The following is a 2613-nucleotide window of genomic DNA, read 5'->3' as shown; positions in this document are numbered from 1 at the left end:
CGAACTGCGGCACGTCATGGGGCTGCTCACCATGGCCGACGAGGGCGAGGGGACGGACGAAGGTGCTGATCCGGCCGATGCGGCGGCGGAGCTGGCCCCGCAACCCGGCCTGGCCCAGCTGGAGACGCTGGTCGGACGGGTCCGGGACACCGGGCTGCACGTCGATCTGACCGTGACCGGCCCGTCCCGCCCCCTCCCGCCCGGCCCCGAACTCGCCGCGTACCGCGTGGTCCAGGAAGCCCTGACCAACACCGTGAAGCACGCGTCCGGTGCCGCTGCCGGCGTGACCGTCGAGTACGGCCCGGAACGGCTCCGGGTGGAAGTCACCGACAGCGGTGGGCACCCGGGCGCGGCCACCGGAAGCGGCCGGGGCCTGATCTGCCTGCGCGAACGCCTCGCCGTCTACGGCGGAACCCTGACCGGCGGCTACCGTGTGGAGGCCCTGATCCCCCTGGAGACACCGTGACCGAGCCGCTGCGCGTGCTCCTCGCCGACGACCAGACCCTGGTACGCACCGGATTCCGGCTGATCCTAGGCGCCGACGGCATCGACGTCGTCGCCGAGGCGACCAATGGGGCCGAAGCGGTCGAAGCGGTCCGCCGCACACGCCCCGATGTGGTCCTGATGGACGTCCGGATGCCCGAGATGGACGGCCTGGAGGCCACCCGCCGCATCCTCGCCCCTCCCCGGGCTCACGACCCCGTTCGAGCAGCGGAGACGCCGTTCCCCGACAGCCCCCGCGTCATCATCCTGACCACCTTCGACCTCGACCGGTACGTCAACGCGGCACTGTCCGCCGGGGCCAGCGGCTTTCTCCTCAAGGACGTCACCCCCGAGCAACTGACCGCGGCGGTCCGCACGGTCCGCACCGGCGACGCCCTGCTCGCACCCGCCATCACCCGCCGCCTCGTGGGGCGTTTCGCCGCAGGCGAGCATCGACACGGCACCCGGCACGACAGCGAAACCGCCGCCCTCCACCGCGACCTCGCCTCGCTCACCCCGCGCGAACTGGAGGTCTTCGGCCTGCTGGCCCGAGGGCTGAGCAACGCCGAACTCGCCAACCGCCTCCACCTGGCCGAGACGACCGTGAAGACGCACGTGGCCCGCATCCTCGCCAAGCTCGGACTCCGTGACCGTGTTCAGGCCGTCATCGTCGCCTACGAGACGGGGCTGGTCAGCGCCGGTGAACGCGAGGCCACCGAGCAGACGGCCGAACGGCCCACCTGGCAGTCCATCAGGCGGGCATAGACCGAAGCAGCCGAAGCCGAGCCGCGATGCCGCGTCCGGCCCGGCCCCGGGGACGCCCTCAGAACCAGTCGTCGTCCCGGGGCGGCTCGCAGAGCTCGAAGACCACTTCACCCGTGTCCGTCCCGTCCGCCACGACGGGTCGCACCCGGGCGCCGACCGACACCCGGTGCGGTGCCGCGCCCACGACACGGCAGCGGAACACGAAGCCTTCGGGGAGCCGGACCAGGGACTCGTTGCGCGCGGCCTCCGTGTAGCGGTGGACGACACCGGATCTGACCACAACACCCAGGCCGGCGCTGCGTTCGGGCTTCAGGTCGCCCGACGCGCACACCGGGCAGAGCAGCCTGCGGAAGGAGGCCGTACCGCACCAGCGGCACCGGTTGTACTCCAGGCCGGCTTCCTCATGCACCGTCTGCACGGTGCCACTTGACGACTGGGACACGTTCGACCCCCTGTGCTCGGCTCGGATGCGCCGCGTCTGCGCGTCGGCGCGTCCGCACCATAGGGCACTGAGTGCCGAATCGTAAAGACACTCAGTGCCAGATCAGGTCGGACCGGGGCTCAGTCCTGCCCGATGACCGACTCGATCTGCTGCACCACGCGCCACATCGGAGCGCCCTTCGAGGCGACCATCACCACCACGTCGCCGTCCACCGAGGGCGCGGCCGAGCCCCCTTCCGTCCCGCTCCCCCACACCCGGCGCACCATCGCGAGGGCATGGTCGACGGCGGCCTCCGCGTCCCCCTCGCCGCCCGAACGCAGCCAGGTCCGCAGCCCGTTGTTGTGCGCGGCGACCACGGACGCGGCGATCACCTCGGCGCGCAGCGCCCCGTCGCCCGACTCGCCGTACCTGCCGCGCAGATATCCGGCCATCGTCTGCTCGTACCGCCGCACCACGGACAGTTCGTAGGTGCGCAGTCCGGGGACCTCCCGGGTGAGCCGGTACCGCTGGACGGAGAACTCCGGATCGGCGGAGTACATGCGCAGCACCAGCCTGGCCGCGTCGCTCACCGCGTCCACCGGGTCGGCGTCGCCGGCCCGGTCCAGGAACGCGGTCATGTCGGCGAGGCACCGCTCGTGGTCCGGGAAGACCGCGTCCTCCTTGGACGGGAAGTACCGGAAGAACGACCGGCGCCCGACCCCGGCCCGCGCCACGATGTCGTCCACCGTGGTCTGCTCGAAGCCCCGCTCCAGGAAGAGCTGGAAGGCCGCCTGGGCGAGCACCTCCCGCATGGGTGCCTTCTTCGCCGGTCTGCGCGCGTCAGTCATGCGGGGAACGTAGCACCGGAAGGCTCATTCTGACACCGGGTTCCTTTACAGAGGGTACTGAGTGCCATATTGTCATCCCCACGAACCACACCCAGG

Annotated in this window: 4 protein-coding genes; 2 read left to right on the top strand and 2 right to left on the bottom strand. The window is 71.4% G+C overall.

Annotation, left to right across the window (positions count from 1 at the left end; genetic code table 11):
• Together EES42_RS30325 and EES42_RS30320 are read left to right on the top strand one after the other, a co-directional pair.
• Positions 1–466 (top strand): sensor histidine kinase (locus EES42_RS30325; RefSeq protein ID WP_346775433.1); only part of this gene is annotated, 466 nt, incomplete at its 5' end.
• Positions 463–1248, top strand: a complete 786-nt coding sequence (locus tag EES42_RS30320) for a response regulator (RefSeq protein WP_124721458.1) — start codon at positions 463–465, stop codon at positions 1246–1248. The genes EES42_RS30325 and EES42_RS30320, both read left to right, overlap by 4 nt.
• A gap of 58 nt (positions 1249–1306) precedes the next feature.
• Here EES42_RS30320 and EES42_RS30315 read toward each other — a convergent pair whose 3' ends face one another.
• A complete protein-coding gene (locus tag EES42_RS30315; RefSeq protein WP_241196664.1) occupies positions 1307–1666 on the bottom strand; it encodes a Zn-ribbon domain-containing OB-fold protein in 360 nt (119 codons plus the stop codon).
• 143 nt (positions 1667–1809) lie between these two features.
• Positions 1810–2481 carry a TetR family transcriptional regulator gene (locus tag EES42_RS30310; protein ID WP_124721588.1) on the bottom strand — a complete coding sequence of 224 codons (672 nt, stop codon included), beginning with the start codon at positions 2479–2481 and terminating at the stop codon, positions 1810–1812.
• Between the last annotated feature and the right edge of the window lie 132 nt (positions 2482–2613).

It is taken from the genome of Streptomyces sp. ADI95-17 (assembly GCF_003846175.1).
GTDB classification, from domain to species: domain Bacteria; phylum Actinomycetota; class Actinomycetes; order Streptomycetales; family Streptomycetaceae; genus Streptomyces; species Streptomyces sanglieri.
Note: the sequence above shows the minus strand (reverse complement) of the source record. Positions and strands in the feature narration are given on the sequence as shown.